The sequence below is a fragment of the Nitrospiraceae bacterium genome (assembly GCA_019637075.1).
Taxonomy (GTDB): domain Bacteria; phylum Nitrospirota; class Nitrospiria; order Nitrospirales; family Nitrospiraceae; genus JAHBWI01.
Map to the genome: position 1 here is coordinate 645,962 of JAHBWI010000002.1, position 20,214 is coordinate 666,175.

Here is a 20,214-nt window from a genome sequence, read left to right on the forward strand (position 1 = left end):
GGAGAGAGCCCATGCATGCGAGTGTCATCATTCCCTACTTCAATGCCGCCGAAACCATCGGCGACCTGCTGCATTCGCTCACGAAGCAAGCATGGAGCCTCTCCTGGGAAGTCATTATCAGCGACAACGGCTCGACCGACGACCTCTCCTCAGCCCTCTCGTCCCTTCACCCGAACATTCCTCAACTACGCATCCTAGACGCAGGAGCCAAACGCTGCGCCTCTCACGCAAGAAACGCCGGCGTCGAAGCAGCCAAAGGCAATCTTCTCCTGTTCTGCGATGCCGATGATGTGCCCGGGCCCGGATGGTCCAACGCCATGATCGAAGCATTGAACCGGGACAGGTTTGTCGCCGCCAGACTTTCCTTCGATGCCCTCAACCCGCCGGCAATGACCAAGGCCCGCGGCACGACGCAGGTGGACGATCTTCAGAAATTCGACTTCCTTCCGTTTCCCCATGCTGGTGGGGGTACGTTGGGGGTGCGACGCGAGATCCACGAAGCCGTGGGGGGCTTTGACGAAACCATACCGATCGGCGAGGACATCGATTATTGCATCCGTGTTCAGCAGATGGGTGTGCCCCTACAGTTCGTGCCGCAGGCACAAGTGAATTATCGGCTGCCCTCATCCCTGCGCCAAGTCTATCGGCAGGCCAGGCGCTATGCGGAATATGAAGTGTACCTACAAGGCCGATACGGCCAGCAGGCTCAATCCATTGAATTGTGGCGCTGGCGCAAATACTTCGCAACCTGGCAGCATGTCCTCCTGCGGCTACCGAACCTCGCCCGTTCACCGGAAGGCCGGACTCAGCTTTTCTGGCGACTTGGCCGACAGATCGGCTTGCTCCGAGGAAGCATCCGTTTCCGAGATTACCCGATCATTACAGAATAGGCGGCAGCACCGCTCAGCGCACGACCAGCACCGAGCAGGTACTGTGCTGGATAACCTTGGTCGAGACGCTGCCGAGCAGAAACCGCGCCACCGCACCCAATCCCTTTGCGCCGGTCACAATCAAGTCGACCTTCTTCTTGTCGGCAATTTTGATGATCTCATCCGCAGGCTTGCCCAACCGGACGACTTCCTCGACGACATAGCCGGCCTTCACCAGCTTCTGTGCGGCTTGCTCGACGAGCCGCGCGCCGGCTTCCTTCACCTCGGGATATTTCAAGAACGGCATGGCATGCGCGACGACCACCTCGATCGGCCCCTTCCCCCCGGCTTCCGCGTTGTCCGCCTGAAACTTCTTGAGGAGGAAGCGCAAGGCTTTATCCGAGGCCTTCGATCCGTCCGTCGCAAACAGAATCCTGTTGATGGGCCTGGGCTCCTCCTTCACGATCAACACCGAACAGGGTGCGTGGAGGGTCACCTGGGTAGAGACGCTCCCGAGCATGACTCGATCCAACGCATCCAGCCCCCGGCTACCCAGCACGACCAACCCGTCGCGGTGCGCAGCCCGTTTGAGAATCGTCGGACCGACCGCGCCGCGTTCCGCCACAACCTTGCCCTTGAGATTCAACTTCGCCAGTTGAGCCTCGGACTCGGTCACGGCCTTCTTCCCGCGCGCCTCGATCCGCTTGATCTCTTCCTGAATGAAGGGTTCGTTGCCGATCACCACCGGCTGGAACATGAACGGAGCCCGCAGCGCTTCCACGTCCAACACGTGGAGCACGGTGCAATCGCGCCTCTCCGCGAGGGGCAAACGGGCCACCCACTCGGTCGCCCACTGTCCGTATTTCGATCCGTCCGTCGCCACGAGAATTTTCATCGTCCTCGCCCTTTCATAATTGCTGCCATGCCTACTTATTCATCATCCAGCCGGACACTCTTGCCCAAGTGAGCTACCGGGAGGGGGCGCACCATCGGACCGACAGATCCTCAACGCTCACGCCCTCTCCGGCTCACCCTTCCCCATCCAGCCGATCCACCTTGACCTTCGACAGCAGCCGCTGCACATCCCTGAGACGACACAACTGATTCCCGGGCGCCAACGTCGCGGCCGTCCCGGAAGCCGTCGCAAATCTCGCGCAATCTTCAAGCGGCTTGCCTCCCGCGTGCATAAAGACGAAGCCCGCCACCGTCGAGTCGCCCGCCCCCACCGTGCTGCGCACCGTCACCTTGGGCGGTACGGCGCGGAACTGCTCCAAGCGATCGACCATGAGCAAGCCCGCCCGCCCACGCGAAACCATGACCACATCAATACCCTGTTGATTGAGCCGCGACGCCGCCTGCAGCAGCGCCCGTTCATTCCGAAGCGGCTTGGCTACCAGACGCTGCAGCTCGTTCACGTTCGGCTTCGTCGCGAAGGGTTTCGCCTGCAAACCGAAGCGAAGGGCCGTCCCGTCCGCATCCAGCACCGCCTTGGCGCCATGGTCCTGCACCAGCGTCACAATCTGCCGATAGGCGTCTGTCGGCACCCCGCGCGGCAGACTGCCGCTCATGACCACGTAGGCATGACGCAGATCGAGTACGTTGAGATGAGCGAGAAACGCCTGCCATTCCTCCGGTGCGATCGTGGGACCCTTGGCGTTCAGTACCGTCTGGGTTCTCGTACCGGTCGTCGTGACGATGACGTTCCGCCTGGTTTCTTGCTCAATCGGCGTGAAGTAGCACGTCACACCCTCGGCCTTCAGCAGATCCACCATCACGCGACCGTTGTGACCGCCGATGAAGCCGAGCGCCATACTCTCGCCGCCGAGTTGGCGGATGGCCCTCGACACATCGATCCCCTTACCGCCTGCATACAGAGTTTCAGTCAACACGCGGTTGGCATCGTCGACGCGAAACTCCTCGACTTCGAGAAAGTGATCCAGTGCCGGATTGAGCGTAATCGTATAGATCATCAGAAAAGAGCTTCGAGCCGATGGCTCATGGCTACCAACAGGAACGGGGCAGCCACGGAATGCTCGTTCCATACGCCATGCGCAATCAGCTCCATGTTCATGCGGTCCTTTGGGACGAGGCGTTTCTAAGGTACACGAACCAATAGACCGACGCTACCAACAGCGTTCCGCCGAGGAGGTTGCCGAGCGTGACCAGCGTGAGGTTGTAAAGAATCGCCGACAGCCCGATGGGCGACGCGCTCCCAGCGGTCAACGCCGCGCCCAGCGGCAGAAAGTACATGTTTGCGACCGAATGCTCCAGACCACAGGTCACGAAGGCTGTGATCGGAAAGACGATCGCGAGCACTTTATCCGTCACCGAGCGCGCGGCCATGCAGAGCCAGACGGCCAGACAGACCAGGACGTTGCATAGGATCCCGCGGGCGACCAAGGACAGGGAATCGACGTCGACCTTGCCGCGTGCGATCCGCACCATCGTCTCCCCGACCGTCCCGTCCTCCATCCGGTCGAGTCCGGCAAAGAACACCAATCCAACGGTACCCAAGGCACCGATGAAATTACCCGCATACACGATGACCCAGTTGCGCAAGAGTTGCCGCGTGCTGATCTGACGAGATGCCCAGGCCATCGCGATCAGATTGTTGCCCGTAAACAGTTCCGCCCCACCGACCACGACCAGGATCAACCCCAAGCTGAACGCCAAGCCGCCCACAAGGCGGCCGATGCCGGCGCTCGGCTTCGCTCCGGCCCCCACGGTCATTGTCACTGTGTAAAAGACCGCCCCCAACGCAATGAACGCCCCTGCCAGGATCGCCAGCGCAAGCAGATCGGCAGACGGCGCCGTGGCTTTCGTCACGCCGACGTCGCGCACGCGCACGGCCACCTGGGCCGGCAAGTAGGCGTCCGTCACCGCCGGCACGGCGAGTGTCCCTGCTTGGTTCGTTGGGTGAGCGAATCCGTCCGGGGCGTTACCTGACCCTGCGCTCATCCTTCACCACATCACCAGATCGCCGACTCGCCGGCGTCCTTCAACCGATCAACATCGCGTGAACCGGTACCGACAAGCCCGAAGCGGGGCCGACCTTTTCGATCCGCACGGTCGACACCTTGTATTCAGGGCATTTCGAGTTGTCGTCCGCGCTGGATGACAGCAGCACATTGAGGTCGCTGTCCGGAAAATGGAAGCTGGTAAACAATTCGCCGGGTCTGACCCGTTCGCTGATCAGCACCGGAAGGCCTGCTTCTCCCCTGGCACTCACCAGCCTGACACGATCACCATTCTTGAGCCCCAGGCGTGCGGCATCGACCGCGTGAACTTCCAGCACATCCGTGTCGACCAATTGCATGATCTCGGTTCGCCTCGTCTGGGCGCCGCAATTATAGTGCTGCAGGATCCGTCCCGTGACGAGCACGAATGGATAGGCCTCGCTCGGCGCCTCCCCGGGCGGCAAATATTCCACGGCAACGAACTGCGCCGGTCCCTTCGGAAACGCCTCTCGATGCATTAACGCCGTGCCGGGATGGCTCACGGCCGGCACCGGCCATTGCAAACTCTCCGGTGACTCCAGGCGGTCGAATGAGAGCCCCGCGAACATCGGGGCCAGATTCGCGATCTCATCCATGATCTCGGACGGATGCCGGTACGACATCGGATAACCCATCCTGGTGGCGACTTCGCACACCACTTGCCAGTCCGGCAACACACCGACGGGCGGTTCGACGGCCTTGCGAATCCGCTGCACGCGCCGCTCGAGATTGGTAAAGGTCCCATCCTTTTCGAGAAACGCGGCACCCGGGATGACCAGATGGGCCAACTTGGCGGTCTCGCTCATGAAGAGGTCCTGCACGATCAAACAGTCCAACCGTTTCAACGCCGCATGAACCTTCGTCAGGTTCGGGTCTGTTTGGGCCACGTCATACCCGACGATCCACAGGCCCTTGAGCGTCCCGGCCAGCGCCGCATCCCACATGTCCGGGGTTTTCATGCCGCGCGCTCGCGGCAAGGCCCGTCCCGTGACGGCCTGATGCTTGGCCTGCAAGACGGGATCATCGAACGGCTGATACCCGGCAAAATAGGTAGGCAGACAGCCGACGTCCGATGCGCCCTGCACATTGTTCTGTCCGCGCAAGGGATTAATGCCGGTTCCGGGCCTCCCGATGTTACCCGTCGCCAGCGCCAGATTCACGAGGGCGATCACGCCATGACTACCCCACCGATGCTCCGTGACGCCGAGGCCGTGCACGCACATGGACGCACCGCTCCCGGCATAACGGCGAGCCGCTTCGGCAATCAGGTGAGCCGGCACACCGGTGATCGCCGCCGTCTTCTCAGGAGTACATTCCTCGACCGTCTTGAGCCAGTCCTCCACTCCCTGCGTCCGCTGCCCGATGAAAGATCGATCGAGCAGCCCGTCGCGGGCGATCACGTGGCCCAGCCCATTCAGCATCGCGACATTGGTACCGGGCTTCAACTGGAGATGCAGATCGGCCAACCTGGCCAGTTCAGTGCGCCGCGGATCGATCACGATGAGCGGCACGCCGCGCCGAGCTGCTTGCTTGATCCTGGCACCGACCACCGGATGAGATTCCGTCGGGTTAGCCCCCACCACCATGATCAACGCGGCATCGTCGATGTCCTGAATGCTGTTCGTCGCCGCGGACGCGCCCAGCGTTTCCATCATGCCGGTCACCGTTGCGCTGTGGCAGACGCGGGCACAGTTGTCGATGTGATTGGTACCGATCACGCAACGCATGAATTTCCCGAATAGATAGTTTTCTTCGTTCGTACCGCGGCTTGAGGAAATGGCGGCCAGGGCATTCGGGCCGTGCTGGTCGAGGATACGCCTCCATTCGAGAGCCAGCCGGTCCAACGCCGCATCCCACGAGAGTTCCAGCCATCGGTTCCCCTGGCGCAACAGCGGGGTCTTCAGCCGCTCAGGCGAGTAAATATACGTCCAGCCGAACCGCCCCTTCATGCAGGCATGCCCTTGGTTGGAGGGCCCATCATCCGCAGGAACCATGTTCACGACGCGACCGCCCTTCAGCCCCGCGTCGAAGGTGCAACCGACTCCGCAGTAGGCGCAGGTCGTACGGACGGTCTCAACCGGTTTGCCCAAGGTCAGGACGGTCTTTTCCTCCAGTGCACCTGTCGGACACTCCTTCACGCACGCACCGCACGAGACACAATTCGAGGCGGCAAATCCAGCCTGGTCACCGGCTAATGGTCGTGCACCGGCAGCCGGGCGGGTGGCGAAACCTCGGAACAGCATCGTCAACGCATAAGTCCCCTGAATCTCCTCGCAGGCGCGCACGCAACGGGCGCAGGAAACGCAGACCGCGTTGTCGAATCGGAAAAACGGATTCGACTCGTCGAGCGTCGCCGCTCGAGTCGAGGGGTTCGGGTACCGAACCTGCCGAAGGCCCAAAGCCCGCGCCAGCTGCTGCAGCACTGCCGGGACCTGGGCCGGATCTGGCTGCTCGGACAAGTACAACTCGACCACGTTTCGGCGCAGCTTGATCAACCGTTCCGTGTCCGTCCGCACGACCATGCCCTCGCGCACCGGTGTGGTGCAGGCTGCAGGCAACCCGCCCTGCCCCTCGACCTCGCAAAGACAGAGCCGGCAGGACCCGAAGGGGCTCAACTGATCGGACCGGCACAAACCAGGAATCGCGATCCCTGCACCTTTCGCCGCATCGAAGATCGTCTGCCCTGGTTGGGCCTCGACCGGTTGGTTGTTGATCTGGATCTTCATTGTTGTCGCGCTTTAGCCTCGGATCTCATCGCTCGTCTCATTAGGCGTGAGACGCTCGACGTCAGCAACCTTTTACGTCTTCCATCTCACGTCTCACGTCCGATGTTTAAGCCTTCGCCTGAACTCTTCCGGGAAATGTTCGATGGCCGTCAGCACCGGATAGGGCGCACGGCCACCCAAGGCACAGAGACTCGCGACCTTCATGGTCTCACCCAGGTCATCCAGCAACACCATATCGTCGCTCGTACCGGCACCGTCCCGGATCCGTTCCAGAATTTCCCGGCCTCGAACCGATCCGATGCGGCAAGGTGTGCACTTCCCGCAGGATTCGTCGGCCGTAAAAGCCATGAAGTGATGCGACAAGTCGACCATATCGGTCTCGTCATCGTAGACGACGATGCCGCCGTGTCCTAGAATGGCTCCGGCTTTCGCGAAGGCGTCGTAGCAGATCGCGATGTCCAAACGGGATTCAGGAAACAGGCTGCCGAGTGGACCACCTACCTGCACCGCCTTGAACCGCGCGCCTGGTGCCATGCCACCGCCGAATTGGTCGAGCATATCCCGCAAGGTCAGGCCAAACGGCACCTCTACCAACCCCGGCTGCTTCACCCGCCCGCCGAGCTGCAACGGCATCGTCCCCCTCGAATATTCGGTTCCAAGCGAGGCATGCCATGCGCCTCCTCGGCTGATGATGTTTGGAATCGTCGCGAAGGTCAGCACATTGCTCACGATGGTCGGCCGGCCGTAGAGCCCCGAGACGGCCGGATAGGGCGGCTTCGCGCGGACCACGCCGCGGCCCCCTTCAAGCGATTCCAGGAGCGCCGTCTCCTCCCCGCACACATAGGACCCGGCTCCTTCGACCACCTCAATGAAAAACGGGGCACCGTCTACTTCCAGTAGTTCCGCCTCGTCGAATTTCTGAATCGCAGCGCGCAGCGCCGCCACGGCAGCCGGATACTCCTGACGGCAATACACGTAGCCCTGTGTCGCTCCGATGGCACGGGCACAGATCAACATGCCTTCGAGCAGACGGAAGGGCTCGCCTTCCATGATCATGCGGTCGCAATAGGTCCCGGCATCGCCCTCATCGGCATTGGCGACGACGAATTTTTCCCGAGAGACCGTCCGTTGCGCGACCTGCCACTTGTTCCACACCGGGAATGCCGCTCCGCCGCGCCCGCGCAACCCTGAGACCTTCAACTCCTCGACGATGTCCGCCGGAGACATGCGCAGGGCCGATTCTAGCCCGGCCAACCCACCGCGTGACTGATAGGCATCGAGCGCCAGCGGTTCGGTCTCGCCGAAATTCGCAAAGGTGACACGCGTCTGCCGATTCAAAAAGGGAATGGCATGGACCGGCGTGCCGCCGGTGCCGGCCAGGATCGTAGGAAGGTGGTCGGGCGTGACATTGAACCAGGCCAGCCGCCCCTCGGGACCATCACGCTCCACCATCGGCTCGAGAAAAAACGCGCCGCGCGAGGATGTGCGGATGAGCTGCACGTCCGGGCGCGCGCTCCAAGCCTCGGCCAAGCCGCCTGCGCCGGCCGCTCTGGCGGACGTGTCATTGGAGAGATACAGTCGTGTTGCCATTGACCGGAATCGAAAGTTGCTCGCTAATGGCTTATCACACAGACGCTCGAGCCGTTCGTGGCATCTGTTCTACGCCGGACGCCCCACGCCATGGCTCGTTGATGCTATGGGTATCGTTTCAGCAATGCGGCGACCTGAGACGGCGTCACACGGCCGTGTACGTCTCCGTCGATCACAACGGTAGGCGAGACGGCGCAATTGCCGGCACAGGACATGGTCTCGATTGTAAATCGCTCGGCGGCGGATGCGTCACCCACATGGATTCCCAAATGATTCTGCAATTCCCGCAGAACCCGCGCGCAGCCGTTGGCAAAACACGACTCCCCCTGACATACGCGGATCACATGCCGCCCCGCCGCGCGCAGCCGGAAGTCCGGGTAGTACGACAGGACCCCTGCCAATTGGGCCGCCGTGACGCCAAGCACCTGTGCCATCTCCTCCGCCGCTTCGGCCGGCACATACCCCAGTCGTGCCTGGACGGCCAAGAGCGCTTTCAGGATGTTCGGTGGCTCGCTCTTGTGCTCGGCCAGAATTTCTCTGATCTGCGCAGCCTGTTCAGCCATTGATCACGCTATTCGTATCTCGCCTGGACATAAGACCTGTGCAACGACTTCTATATGCTCTCTTCCTTTGAGTACCGTCTCACGTCTTCCATCCCACCCTACACAAGGCCCACATGCGCGCGGAGCTTGTTGTAATCGAACGCCGACGCACCCGTCCGCCAGAGTCCCGGATCATTGCGCTCCAATTGATCGATCAGCGACACGACCGAGGGCCGCGAGGCATCAACCGACGCGGCATGACGGGGCGTCTGCCCGCCCAAGGCAGGAGACTCGCGATCGGCCCACTCCAGGTAGACTTTCTCCAAGAAGGCATTCACGAAGGCCCGGTCTTCCTCGTTGGTCAGCACCAACGTCAGCGGCTCCTCCGCCGTGAGTTGCTCTTGCGTCACTCGACGGGCTGGAGGGTGCTCCGTTTCGCCGCGGTAGTGCAGCGAGAATCCGAACGTGGCTGCAAGACTGTGCTTCAACGCATTGAGCCGATCCTGCGCGTCACATTCGACGACAAGTTGCGTCGCCGTGACCGTGACCCGCGCGACGAGCTGGACGTTCCCCTGGTCATCTTTCTCCTGCATCACCCAACGGCGAACCTTGTCGGCGGCTCCGCCGCCGGCCGCAACTTCCGTCAGCCCCTCAAGCTCACCCAGACTGCCGGCAATCCATGAGAATTCACGATGCTCATAGAGCGCCAGCAAGTACAGATCCGGTGACCCGCTCTCATGCCGATACCGAATGTGCGCGACGGCGTCCGCGAGGGCGATGAACCGCATCCGTGCGAACATCGCGAGCAACAGATGACCGTATCGCTTTGCGAACTCCGGCCAATCCCCCAGTTCGAAGGAGCCCCCCACCAACTCCATCTGACGGCGCTCATCGTTGATCGCGTCAGAGAGGGCGCGGGTATCTTCCATCGTAAGCACCAGGGCAGGGCCTGCTCCTACCGAAGCGGTGGTCTCCGGATCGCCCGGCTCCCGCACGAGTCTGGTCAGCAATACCTTTCCGGCCTGAACCCGACCGGCCAGACCTTCGATCGGCACCTCATACAGGCGCCCGTTACCGATGGAACGCAAACGGCACCGCGACGCGCCCGGCTCGGCCGCCAGCACTTCCACCAAATCCATGTATGAGTGTTTCAAGGGGTCAAGCCACTGCCGCTCTTCATTGGGGATGTGCTCGGTGATGACGTCTCGCAGCTGCTCGATGAGGGTCAGCTGGCCATCCTCGGGATAGAAATCCGCATAGAGCCAGCCGTCGGCCAACTCCACTTCCTCCGTCAATGGCGCAAGCGGAGCCTGCGGGCCCATCTCGAGGTAGATCTGAAGCACCCGCCGCAACGCCGCTTCGCGCTGGACGCTGAACTCCGGTCCCAGCGACAACTGTTCCAGCCGCCCCAAGATCGCTTCCAGCTCTCGTGGGATCGGTAGCCAGAGCCCGGCCGCCTTCTCACTCGCGAGCTTCATGAATCTCATCCATCACGATCGCCTCGGCATCCAGCCAATCTTCCAAGGCAAAACCCTCTCGCCGCCCGCGCTCCTGCCACAGATCGTAGGCCTTCTGCGAGATACGTTCCCATAGCCCGTCGGGGGATTCGACCGTCGCCGCGCCGGACCTCCCTGCCCCAGATTCGACCGATCGTTGCGTTCGGGACTTCTTCGGCGTGGGCTTCATGGCTCGCTCCTTCGGTTAGACGGACTGCGGCTCCCCGAGAGGAACCACCCGTTCATGATTCGGTCCGAATTTCGGCGCGCGCACGGTCAACACAGGACACGGTGCATGGCGTAACATGGCGCCTGCGATACTACCGACCAAGAGATGGGACAACCCACGGCGGCCATGCGTGCCCATGATCATGAGGTCGAATGCCTGCTGCTTTACGTATTCCGCGATCGCGTCGGCCGGAAGCCCCGGCTTCAAGGCGTGCTCCACCTGCAACCCTTGCGTAATGAGTAACGCGGACAGCACCTTCAATCGTTCCTCAAGATATTCACGCTGACGCTTCCACTCCTTGGCATGACCGAGGCTGAAATCCAACCCGTAGGACACCGGCTCCATCGCGTGCAGGATCGTAATGGACGCGCCCAGTCCCTTCGCAAACGCTATGGCATACTCCAAGGCATCCAGCGAACAGGTCGAAAGGTCGATGGGCACGACGACCCGCTTGATCCCTGCTTGGGCCGGCTTGTTGTCCGCCTTGACCGACAACACCGGGCAAGGCGACACACGCACTACCCGCTCGGCGGTGCTACCGACCAGGACATGATTGAGCCCCGTCCGTCCGTGTGTCCCGACGACCAGCAGGTCTGCCCCGACTTGTTCGGCCGTCGTTTGGATCGCCTGGCTCGGAATCCCCAGTTCGATTCGAGTGGAGATGGCTTGCCCGGCCGCTGCGGCTTTGCTTCGAAGGGCCTCGAGTTGTCGCGCCGATTCGGCCCGAAGATTGTCCAGGTACATCTTGTTCACAGGATAATCGGGGTCCATGCCGGGATAGAATTCCAGCACCGTCATCGCCGTCAGATCCGCCTTCCACCCACGGCTCAGCGACACCGCATATTCCAAGGCGCGATCGGCACAGGAGGAAAAGTCGGTTGCAAACAGAATTCGACTGATCAATGCCGTCATGACCTAGACCGCCTCCACATTCAGGAGGAGCAACTCGCCCTTCATGTTTGGATGGATCGAGCAACGAAACTCATGGTGCCCGGGCCGTTCCATGTTGAATCGAATCGTCGCCCCTTTCTTGGCCTCGAGAAAGATCCCGCCGATCCCCCTGCCGTAGGTCACGATGCCGTCGGTCTCCACCTTCGTTGGAATCCCGTCGAACATGGTCGAGCCGAAGTCGTGGCGCTCGGGGTCCGTATTCCTGATGCTGATCACGGTGGAGACCCCAAGATGCAACGGCACTTGCTTCGTCACAAACGCAAAATCCTTGATGGTGACCTCGATGCGTTGCTCTGCCTGCGCACCACCCTGGGTGCAGAGCGCCAGAACGAAACACCCGGCCAACCACATCCGCCCGCCGCTGACTCGCATCCACCACTTCGTGCCCGTCATAGCGCCTCCTTTATGTCGTTTGACTTGCCCGCACCGTCGCCCGCTTCGTGGGTAACGGCACCGTCAGCACGGGACAGCCCGCCGTTCTCACGACTTTCTCCGCCGTACTGCCGAAAAAAATCTTGTCGACGTTGCCGATCGACCCGCCATAGCTGCCCATCACCACCAAATCGACTTTCTCCGTCCTAGTCAATCGCGCGATTTCCACAAAAGGTGCCCCCTCGGCCAGCAGCCGCCTGACGGACGCCCCTTTCGCCTCGTCCCACGCCAGCAGCGTCCGGGCATTCAGCCTGGCCTGGTGATGCAACGCTTTGATCTGCTTCTTCGCCTGCGATGGAGGCGCCAAACCAAGCCGGTTGAGCGCCTCGAGGCTCTTGGTATCGACCACGTGGAGGAGAAGCACCTCCGCTTCGAACGTCTTGGCCATCGCCAAGGCCACCCGAAACGCCTCCTCGGAGCAGGGAGAGAAATCCACCGGAACCAGAATCTTGGAAAACAGCCTTTCAGCCATGGCACCTCCCAACTCATTCTCTACTCTCTGCAACAGCAAAGCCAGTGCCATCAGGGCAGGAGCAGATCGCTTATGGCTAATAGCTCATGGCATGAGGGCATTTCCGGTTGCCTCCCGCTGTACGCCGTAGTCGATAGGCTCTTCGTTCGACTCGAGGGTGGTGTCCTGCTACAGGCTCAAACGGACCGTTGGCGCGTTCCGCCACAGACTGCGATTGAACAACTGCTCCATGCACTCGCAGGACCGTCGCAAGTCGGCTTTAGGTCGTATCAGCCCAAGGTCGGAAGCGGTCGGTCTATTTATGTGCCGGTGGCACCCCTCTTGCTGACTCATAGGCTCATGGGGTTTACCATGAGCAGAACTCAGTGGCTAGGGCTGGGCGCATTGATCGTGGGCTTGGGCGTCGCACTGTATTTGCTGTTTTTCTGCCCCACCGCTTGTCACTGACAGCCTCGCACGGCAAATCCGCGAAGGCCTGGTCACATAAGAGTCGCCAGCGATGACCCGCATGGTTGTGCAACACGAAGCTCCCGTCACCATCACCGGCCAAGGCATCGCCCTCGACGGGATCCTTGCCCGGCCCGACCATGCCCGAGGCATCGTCCTGTTCGCGCATGGCAGCGGGAGCGGCCGCTTCAGCCCTCGTAACCAATTCGTTGCGCATCAGCTCCAGGCCGGAGCCTTCGCCACCTTGCTGCTTGACCTGTTACAGCCGAATGAAGCCGATGATCGTCGCTACGTGTTCGACATCGACCTGCTGGCGGACCGGCTCCTTCTTGCCGGGGCCTGGGTGAGTCGGCACCCACGCACAGCGGCGCTTCCCGTCGGGTACTTCGGCGCAAGTACAGGGGCCGGAGCGGCACTGCAAGCCGCAGCCCGCGAACCCGATGCGGTCGGCGCAATCGTCTCTCGAGGAGGACGCCCCGACCTCGCAGGCCCCTATCTCGACAAAGTCTCAGCCCCCACACTGCTGCTAGTCGGCGGAGACGATGAACCAGTCATTACCATGAACGAACAGGCCCTGACGCAGCTACGCTGCCAGAAATCGCTGGTCGTCATTCCCGGCGCCTCGCATCTCTTCGAGGAACCTGGCACCTTGGAACAAGTGGCCGACCACGCCCGTCGATGGTTCGATAGGTATCTGGCGAGGGCGCAGTGACGGCCAAGCACGTGAGCGGTGAGGCGTGAGACGGAAGAGGCAAGAAGTGGTTGACGTCTAGCGTCTCACGTCTATCATCCGACCATGCGAGCGACGCTTCACGAGATACGAGAACACCGCAAGGCAAGAGGAGCGCAATATGAAAACCCTACTGGCAGTCGACGGCAGCGACAACTCCTACGAGGCAGTGCGCGCCGTCAAATACCTCAACCGAGCCGAAGAACTGACATTGCTCCATGCGGTAGATGTGCCGAGACCGGCCTACCCCATGATGGTGCCGGAGGTGTCTCATGAACTCTACGCGGAGTTGGAGCGCAGCATGAAAGAAGACGGCACCAAGCTGCTCGATCGCGTGCAGTCGCTGCTCCCGCCCCATACTGGGCCGGTCACCAAGCAGCTCGAGGTGGGGTCGCCGGCGGAAGTCATCGTGACGACGGCGGAGAGCCGGCATGTGGATCTGATCGTTATGGGCGCGAGGGGGCTTGGCCCGGTGAAAGAACGGCTCTTTGGAAGCGTCTCCCACCGAGTCCTCAGCTTCGCTCCCTGCGCGAAGCTCATCCTTAACGTACCCTTGCGTGACCTCAAGCAGGTATTGCTTCCGCTCCAAGGCCAGTACGACGCGGACGCGGCAGTACGATTTTTCGAGAAGCAGCCATTCAAGAACCCCATTGGGGTGACGATCATGACCGTGCTCCCTTCCACCAGACCTCCCTGGCCGATCGACGCGGAGGCCGCGGAAAAATTGGAGGCACAGGCGCTGCGACATGCGCGGGACTTCGTCGAGGCGGCAGCGGCCAAACTCCGGGCGCTCGGCCAGACCGTGCGCGCGACCAGCGTCCTCGGCAGCCCCGCGACCATGATCGTTCACGAGGCAGAGAAGCTCCAGCCCGACCTGATTATGATGGGATCTCGCGGCCGGCAAGGGCTCACGAGATTCGTCCTCGGCAGCGTCTCCCATGCCGTGCTCCACCAGGCCCCATGCCCGGTGTTGGTGTTTGAATGAGGGAAGAGCCTATGGCGAATGGCTTGTGGCATAAAGCCTTGCTCACGAGCCCCGCTTCACGCCGACGTGGTTCGTATCAGCGCCAGTATCGCATCGGCACCGGCTTCGGGTGAGGTCGTCATCGTATCAATGCGGAGAGCAGGGGCCTGCGGCGGCTCGTAGGGCACCTGCAATCCCGGCACGGTCCGAGACTCCCCTCGCTGACCCTTGAGATAGGTGCCTTTCTTGTCGCGCGCCATGCAGACTTCCAAGGGACATTCGATCGAGATGACTTGCAACTGCGGCAGCATCGTCGCAGCGAAATCCCGATACTCTCTTCGGCTGGCCGTGGCATCGAAGATCACATTCACGCCATGTGCGACCAATCTTGCCCCCATGAACGCTACCGCTCGGTAAAAGAGATCCCGTTCTTCCTGGGAATAGCTGGCCTGCGGCGTGAGAATACGGCGCAGGGTGTCTGACTCGAGCACCTCAACCTTGAGCCCCAACCCGTGCAATTGAGGAAGAAGCTTCTCGACGATCGAACTTTTCCCGGATGCAGGGAGACCGGTGAGCCAAAGAGCGAAGGGATGAGGGCGAGGATCTGTGGTCATTGGTATTGGTCAAACGTATCTCGTGAAGCGTACTTCGCGTTCATACCATACCCTCCGCATACGTATGAGATTCCCCTTCACGCTTCACGAACGACGCTTCTTCAGACTCCGCAGTAATTGTTCACCTGCGATGGGTCGAACTCCGTCACGTCCAACACGTTCTCGACAAAACGGAAAATCTTTCGCCGCACGTCCATCGAGAGCTTCGGGTACCAGAGTGGGCTGGCAATCACCAATCCCCGGAAGGCGAAGAAGGGTGCCGCCGCAGACAGCACTCCTTTGTCGCGGCTCCGCGCCAGGTAGGTGTCCCAGAATGACCGAAAGAGGATTTCCAACGGCCCTTTCAACTTTCCATGCCGACAGAGCGAGAAGAACAGATAGTTGATGCTCATGGAGGTGACGTCGTCCGCCGGCTCACCCCACTCCCCACGTGAACGATCCAACACGGCAAAATCGGTCCCGGACTTGAACAGAACATTCCAGGGATGAAAATCCCCATGCACCTGCGACAGCCGAGCGCCCTGGCTCCGCAGTCGCCAGCGCCATTCGTTACAGGCGTTCTCAATCACTCGCAACAGATCCTGGGTAATGAAGCCGTAGCGATCCGGGTAGCTGTCCGTCAGACCCATGATGCATTCGCCGTGGCCAAGCAACTCGCGCATCCGCCGCCGATAGAGCTGCGGGTCTCGCTTCTTCACACGATGAATGCGGGCGAGGTAGCTCGCCAAGGCCTGCGTGCGTTTCCTATCGAGCGCAGTCGGTCGAGCCGCCGTCGCCAGGCGTTCCAAATCTCGATGGTAGCTCGCGCCTTCGGTCCACTCCGTCAGCACGAAAAATTCCACCGCGGGGGCGACCGATATCAGCTCGCCCTCCTTGGTGAAGGCCCCGACATCCACGGCCTTTATGTGCCCCGGAAGCCGCCCATAAGAATCGTAATCCCACAGCATGGCCTGCGCACGGTCGGCCATATGCTCGTGCCCGAAGGGTCCCGGGCTCATCGTCTCGAGTACTACCTGCCGTAGCTGTCGCCCGACTCGACAGGTCAATCGGACCGGAGCGCCGTAGCCATATTGCTTATAGCGCGCCCCTTTGGTCTCTTTTCCGATCGGCCCGTAGGCCTCCAGCTTGGCCTCCTCGCCGAACCGCGACCGCAGGTACGCTTCCAGAGCTGATTTCTTCAAGACAGGCATCACTCGAAGGGAAAAGCAAATCACGTTCCATTCGCACCCTCAAGCCAGATGCAGCCGTTCCGCCTCGGCTGGCGCAATCGGCTTCAGCCACCATCACGTTACTGAGGAAAAATGCGCCACCCCCCTGATCCCCGAGCCAAACCTATTGATTCAAGCCGCTCATTTACAGCATCTTTCTGCTGTTTCATCATCATCCAAAATGGATGCAGTGGGCACGTGCCTTGCTGACACATTCACATAACACGCATTGATTTAGACCAGGAGGAGAAGAGGAATGAACTTGGAGATTGAGAGCCGCAACATCGCGATGACGCCACGGTGGAAGAACGAGATCGAAGCCAGAATGGCGGACCTGCAGCACGGACATGAAGACATCATTCACGGGCGAGTCACCCTCACCAAGAACCGCCACCACAAGAAGCTCGCCAAAGTCGCCGAGGCCCTGGTGCTCGTGACCATCCCGAAACGCCGCACCGTCACGGCCCACAAGATCGACAAGACATTCGAGGAAGCGATCCGAGCGGCATTCGAGGCAGTGGCGATCGAGCTGCGAAAATTCCGCGAGAAACGGGCGACGAAGGTCATTCGGCGGGAACCGCTGCCGGACCTGCGCGGCGTGGTCAGCAAACTCTTCCCCCGCAAGGGTTACGGCTTCATCCTGCAGGACGGCGGCGGTGAGGTGTATTTCCACAAGAACGCGGTCAAGGGCATCGCGTTCACCGAGTTGGAAGACGGGTCGGAAGTGCTTTTCAGCGCCGAGCCGGGAGACAAGGGACTGCACGCGACGGTAGTCCAGCCGCCGCCCGCGGGAGCCGCGATCTAGCGTCATATCGAAAGGGCTGCCGGTGTTGCCTGTGCCTCACGGACCAGCCTTGCCGGACAGCCCTTTGACCGTCAGACCACCGCAGGACTCGAACCATGGCAGAGAAATTTAGGATTCCCGCGAGTCTTTTGGCACCGATCGTCGATCCTGGTTCGCTGGGATTCGAGGACACGAGTGAGATCGAGCCGCTCGATGAAACGATCGGCCAAGAGCGGGCAGTCGAAGCGTTGGAATTCGGCCTGCAAATGAAAAGCGCGGGCTTCAATATCTTCGTCTCGGGACCGGTTGGCACGGGAAAAGGCACGCTCGTCCGGGAGATGGTCAAACGGCTGGCCCAATCGGCACCGCCCCCCTCCGATTGGTGCTACGTCAACAACTTCCAGGATCAATCGCGACCCACCTGCCTGTCGTTTCCCGCCGGCCACGGCGCCGCCTTCAAGCGGGAAGTAGGAGAATTCATCGAGGGCTTGCGCCGCGACATCCCGGCCGCATTCGAGGGAAAAAAGTACCTCGACGCCAAAGCCAAGATCATCGAGGAGACGGAAGGGAAAAAGAAATCGCTGTTCCGAGAGCTCACCGAACTCTCGCGCGAGCGCGGGTTCGGCTTTGAGGAAACCCCGGTCGGCTTTGGGCTGGTCCCGCTGCGAGGAGACCGCCCGATGACCGAAAAGGAAATGGAAAACCTGACCGAAGAGGAACAGCAGGATCTCACGGAACGGCGCAAGTCGCTGGAGAGCGAGCTGCGCGAGTTCCACGTCCGCATCCACGCGCTCGAACGGGAGGCCGAACACGGAATCCACCACCTCGATCGCCAGATCGTGGCCAACGTGATGAAGGGCCGCTACGAAGCCCTCCACCACACCTATCGATCGCTGCCCGCGGTCCTGGCGTACCTCCAGCGGATCCACCACGACGTCATTCATCACTATCGGGATTTTCTCCCGCGGGAAGGGCCGGTGCTGGCGATTCCCGGCTTGGAACAGGCCCGCCGGCCTGACATGAGCCGGTTCGGCGTCAACCTGATCGTCGAGCGGGACCCGAAGGCCGGAGCGCCGGTCATCGATGAGGCCCATCCGACCTACAGCAACCTCATCGGCAAAATCGAACGGAAAGCCCACCTCGGGGTGATGTATACGGACTTTACCGAGATCCGGGCCGGGGCCATGTTGCAGGCCAACGGCGGCTATCTCATCCTGCAGGCGATGGACCTGCTTCGCCAGCCTTTCTCGTGGGAAGCGCTGAAGCGCGTCATCAAGACCGGCTGCGTGACGATCGAAGACCCCGGGGAGTTCTATGGGTTTGCGACAGCAGGGTTACGCCCCGAGCCGATTCCCGTCTCCGTCAAGGTGATCCTGGTCGGCACGCCGATGATCTATCACCTCCTCCACGCCTATGAGGAGGATTTCTCTCAACTGTTCAAGGTCAAGGCGGACTTCGACGTGGAAGTCGCGCATGACGAGCGACAGAACCGGCAATATGCCCGCTTCATCGCAAAACTCTGCCGAGAGGAGAATCTTCCTCATTTCGGCGCCGACGCCGTGGCCGAGGTCATTCGCCAAGGATTCCGACTGGCCGACCGACACGACAAACTCTCGCTCCGCTTCGGCTTGATCAGCGACCTGATTCGAGAAGCCGGCTATTGGGCCAAGAAAGAAGGACGTTCCTTCGTGAGCCGGGCCGACGTGGAAGCGGCAGTCTCGCACAAGCGCCATCGCGCGGACCTCCCCGAACAATGGATTCAGGACGAGATTCGCGAAGGCACGCTCATGGTCGACCTGCAGGGCGAGGTCGTGGGACAGGTGAACGGCCTGTCCGTCTACCAGTTGGGCGACTACTCTTTCGGCCGTCCGACTCGAATCACGGCCAGAACGTTCATCGGAACCAAGGGTGTCATCGACATCCAGCGAGAAGCCGAATTGGCAGGCCACGTCCACAGCAAAGGCGTGATGACGCTGTCGGGATTCCTCGCCGGCAAGTTTGCCGATATGCAGCCCTTTGCGCTCAGCGCAACCTTGACCTTCGAGCAGACCTACTCCGAGGTCGAAGGCGACAGCGCCGCGGTGGCGGAACTCACGGCGATTCTCTCAAGCCTCGCCGCGTCGCCGGTTCGACAGTCTCTGGCCGTGACCGGATCGGTCAACCAACTGGGAGAGGTCCAGCCGATCGGCGGGGTGAACGAGAAGATCGAGGGGTTTTTCCAATCCTGTAAGAGGCGCGGATTGACGGGAACCCAAGGCGTGATTATTCCGAACCGTAACGTCAAGCACTTGGCGCTCACCCGTGAGGTGGTCGAGGCGGTAGAGGCAGGGAAGTTTGCGGTCTATGGAGTCGACTATGTAGATCAGGCACTGGAGCTGTTGACCGGCATCCCGGCCGGTGAGCGTACGCCCGAAGGAGGCTTCCCGCCGGACAGCCTCTACGGCCGGGCGTCGACCAGACTGGGTGAGATGGCGCAAGTCGTGGCCGAATGGGGCGAAGGAGAGGAAGAGAAGGTCAAAGGCTAACGAGCGAACGCTGCCCGCTGGGACTCTATCTTTATGCCTGTGCCTTTTTCCGTGAGGTACCCCATGCCCATGTACGAGTACATCTGCCAAGACTGCGGGAAGAAGTCGACGATCGTCGTCACGCTCAAGCAGCACGAAAAGGGCGAAGTGGAGTGTCCACACTGCAAGAGCCGCAAGCTGCAGCAACAATTCTCGGGCTTCATTGCGCACACGACCAAGAAGAGCTAAGGAAGGACGGGACGGAATGCGCCAACACGACGGGCTGTTCAAACCGGCCATGCTGCTTTCCGCCATGCTGCTGGGGCTTGGTACCGCCGCGGCCCAAGATTTTCCGGCCGACGTGCTACGAGGTAAAACCGTCTTCGAGCGCAACTGCCTGCGATGCCACGGCGCGGGAGGCTGGGGCGACGGGCCTGATGCGGCGGGGCTCAAGGTGCGCCCGGCCGACTTTCACCGCTTCAGTTCCTACCTGAAATCCGACGAGGAACTCCAGCGCACGATCGAGCACGGCATCGTGTTCAGTCCCATGCATGCCTGGCAGGGCCAGCTGACCGAAACCGATGTGCAAGACGTGCTGGCCTACATCCGTCTCCTGTCCCAACAAGGCCGCTAACGGCCACACACTGTGGCCCCGACCGA

At 61.2% G+C, this 20,214-nt stretch carries 21 protein-coding genes; 8 read left to right on the plus strand and 13 right to left on the minus strand.

The window, feature by feature from the left end; genetic code table 11:
• Positions 1-11 precede the first annotated feature (11 nt).
• Positions 12-890 carry a glycosyltransferase gene (locus tag KF814_07325; GenBank protein ID MBX3235946.1) on the plus strand — a complete coding sequence of 293 codons (879 nt, stop codon included), beginning with the start codon at positions 12-14 and terminating at the stop codon, positions 888-890.
• 13 nt (positions 891-903) lie between these two features.
• Here the strand turns inward: KF814_07325 and KF814_07330 are convergent, their stop codons facing one another.
• The 11 genes from KF814_07330 to KF814_07380 form a co-directional block, all read right to left on the minus strand.
• Positions 904-1,764, minus strand: coding sequence for a universal stress protein (locus KF814_07330; GenBank protein MBX3235947.1), 861 nt, complete (start codon positions 1,762-1,764; stop codon positions 904-906).
• 133 nt (positions 1,765-1,897) lie between these two features.
• Positions 1,898-2,839, minus strand: a complete 942-nt coding sequence (gene pfkB / locus KF814_07335; GenBank protein ID MBX3235948.1) for a 1-phosphofructokinase — start codon at positions 2,837-2,839, stop codon at positions 1,898-1,900.
• Positions 2,840-2,936: 97 nt separating this feature from the next.
• Positions 2,937-3,827 carry a formate/nitrite transporter family protein gene (locus KF814_07340; protein ID MBX3235949.1) on the minus strand — a complete coding sequence of 297 codons (891 nt, stop codon included), beginning with the start codon at positions 3,825-3,827 and terminating at the stop codon, positions 2,937-2,939.
• A gap of 40 nt (positions 3,828-3,867) precedes the next feature.
• A complete protein-coding gene (fdhF, locus tag KF814_07345) occupies positions 3,868-6,591 on the minus strand; it encodes a formate dehydrogenase subunit alpha (protein MBX3235950.1) in 2,724 nt (907 codons plus the stop codon).
• Positions 6,592-6,684: 93 nt separating this feature from the next.
• Positions 6,685-8,181 (minus strand): SLBB domain-containing protein, encoded by a 1,497-nt coding sequence (locus KF814_07350; protein ID MBX3235951.1) that lies wholly within the window; start codon positions 8,179-8,181, stop codon positions 6,685-6,687.
• Positions 8,182-8,285: 104 nt separating this feature from the next.
• The gene (locus KF814_07355; GenBank protein ID MBX3235952.1) at positions 8,286-8,744 is read right to left on the minus strand and encodes an NAD(P)H-dependent oxidoreductase subunit E; all 459 of its coding nucleotides are present in this window, start codon (positions 8,742-8,744) and stop codon (positions 8,286-8,288) included.
• A gap of 98 nt (positions 8,745-8,842) precedes the next feature.
• The gene (locus tag KF814_07360) at positions 8,843-10,201 is read right to left on the minus strand and encodes a hypothetical protein (protein ID MBX3235953.1); all 1,359 of its coding nucleotides are present in this window, start codon (positions 10,199-10,201) and stop codon (positions 8,843-8,845) included.
• On the minus strand, positions 10,185-10,409 hold the full coding sequence (locus KF814_07365) for a DUF2934 domain-containing protein (GenBank protein ID MBX3235954.1): 225 nt from the start codon (positions 10,407-10,409) through the stop codon (positions 10,185-10,187). Before KF814_07365 ends, KF814_07360 begins: the two co-directional genes overlap by 17 nt.
• A gap of 15 nt (positions 10,410-10,424) precedes the next feature.
• The gene (locus KF814_07370; protein ID MBX3235955.1) at positions 10,425-11,360 is read right to left on the minus strand and encodes a universal stress protein; all 936 of its coding nucleotides are present in this window, start codon (positions 11,358-11,360) and stop codon (positions 10,425-10,427) included.
• A 3-nt stretch (positions 11,361-11,363) separates the two neighbouring features.
• Complete coding sequence (locus KF814_07375; GenBank protein MBX3235956.1) at positions 11,364-11,792, minus strand: cupredoxin domain-containing protein; 429 nt, start codon at positions 11,790-11,792, stop codon at positions 11,364-11,366.
• A 10-nt stretch (positions 11,793-11,802) separates the two neighbouring features.
• Complete coding sequence (locus KF814_07380; protein MBX3235957.1) at positions 11,803-12,303, minus strand: universal stress protein; 501 nt, start codon at positions 12,301-12,303, stop codon at positions 11,803-11,805.
• A gap of 72 nt (positions 12,304-12,375) precedes the next feature.
• On the opposite strand from KF814_07380, the gene KF814_07385 reads away from it, so the two are divergent.
• The 3 genes from KF814_07385 to KF814_07395 all read left to right on the plus strand — a co-directional run bounded on the left by KF814_07385 (position 12,376) and on the right by KF814_07395 (position 14,465).
• A complete protein-coding gene (locus KF814_07385) occupies positions 12,376-12,750 on the plus strand; it encodes a hypothetical protein (protein MBX3235958.1) in 375 nt (124 codons plus the stop codon).
• A 61-nt stretch (positions 12,751-12,811) separates the two neighbouring features.
• Positions 12,812-13,462, plus strand: coding sequence for a dienelactone hydrolase family protein (locus KF814_07390; GenBank protein MBX3235959.1), 651 nt, complete (start codon positions 12,812-12,814; stop codon positions 13,460-13,462).
• 139 nt (positions 13,463-13,601) lie between these two features.
• Positions 13,602-14,465: a universal stress protein gene (locus tag KF814_07395; protein ID MBX3235960.1), complete on the plus strand. Its 864-nt coding sequence runs from the start codon at positions 13,602-13,604 to the stop codon at positions 14,463-14,465.
• 56 nt (positions 14,466-14,521) lie between these two features.
• Here the strand turns inward: KF814_07395 and KF814_07400 are convergent, their stop codons facing one another.
• Together KF814_07400 and KF814_07405 are read right to left on the minus strand one after the other, a co-directional pair.
• The gene (locus KF814_07400) at positions 14,522-15,058 is read right to left on the minus strand and encodes an adenylyl-sulfate kinase (protein MBX3235961.1); all 537 of its coding nucleotides are present in this window, start codon (positions 15,056-15,058) and stop codon (positions 14,522-14,524) included.
• Positions 15,059-15,159: 101 nt separating this feature from the next.
• Complete coding sequence (locus KF814_07405) at positions 15,160-16,239, minus strand: phosphotransferase (GenBank protein MBX3235962.1); 1,080 nt, start codon at positions 16,237-16,239, stop codon at positions 15,160-15,162.
• A 283-nt stretch (positions 16,240-16,522) separates the two neighbouring features.
• Here KF814_07405 and KF814_07410 point away from each other — a divergent pair, with 283 nt between their 5' ends.
• The 4 genes from KF814_07410 to KF814_07425 all read left to right on the plus strand — a co-directional run bounded on the left by KF814_07410 (position 16,523) and on the right by KF814_07425 (position 20,188).
• Entirely contained in the window at positions 16,523-17,071 is a 549-nt protein-coding gene (locus KF814_07410) for an HPF/RaiA family ribosome-associated protein (GenBank protein MBX3235963.1), read from the plus strand.
• 95 nt (positions 17,072-17,166) lie between these two features.
• On the plus strand, positions 17,167-19,575 hold the full coding sequence (locus KF814_07415; GenBank protein ID MBX3235964.1) for an AAA family ATPase: 2,409 nt from the start codon (positions 17,167-17,169) through the stop codon (positions 19,573-19,575).
• 63 nt (positions 19,576-19,638) lie between these two features.
• Positions 19,639-19,803 carry a zinc ribbon domain-containing protein gene (locus KF814_07420; GenBank protein MBX3235965.1) on the plus strand — a complete coding sequence of 55 codons (165 nt, stop codon included), beginning with the start codon at positions 19,639-19,641 and terminating at the stop codon, positions 19,801-19,803.
• 16 nt (positions 19,804-19,819) lie between these two features.
• Positions 19,820-20,188 carry a cytochrome c gene (locus KF814_07425; protein MBX3235966.1) on the plus strand — a complete coding sequence of 123 codons (369 nt, stop codon included), beginning with the start codon at positions 19,820-19,822 and terminating at the stop codon, positions 20,186-20,188.
• Positions 20,189-20,214 lie beyond the last annotated feature (26 nt).